This is a genomic window from Halomonas sp. SIMBA_159 (assembly GCF_046536035.1).
Taxonomy (GTDB): domain Bacteria; phylum Pseudomonadota; class Gammaproteobacteria; order Pseudomonadales; family Halomonadaceae; genus Vreelandella; species Vreelandella venusta_A.
In genome coordinates this window covers 1-237 of sequence record NZ_JAWJBT010001574.1, presented here as the reverse complement: position 1 = coordinate 237, position 237 = coordinate 1, and the positions used below count along the sequence as shown (strand labels likewise).

At 45.6% G+C, this 237-nt stretch carries 1 pseudogene; it reads right to left on the bottom strand.

Annotated features, from left to right (window positions below):
* Positions 1–237: pseudogene (locus tag R0J87_RS24540) on the bottom strand (trigger factor); the annotation flags it as partial.

Here is a 237-nt window from a genome sequence, read left to right as displayed (position 1 = left end):
GCGGGTTCATTATCTCGTCAAAAGCTGCTTTTTGTTCAGTCACTTTCGCGCCGGCCAGAATGACGTCGATGGCTTGCTCTTCCAGTGCCACATTCCGCATGCTTTGCAGCAATTCTTTATTGCTGTTGTAGTACTGTACAACTTCTTGCGGATCTTCGTAGGCAGAAGCAACAGTTTCAATTAACGCCTGAACTTTGCTGTCATCAACTTTCAGCTCGTTTGTCTTGATAACTTCAC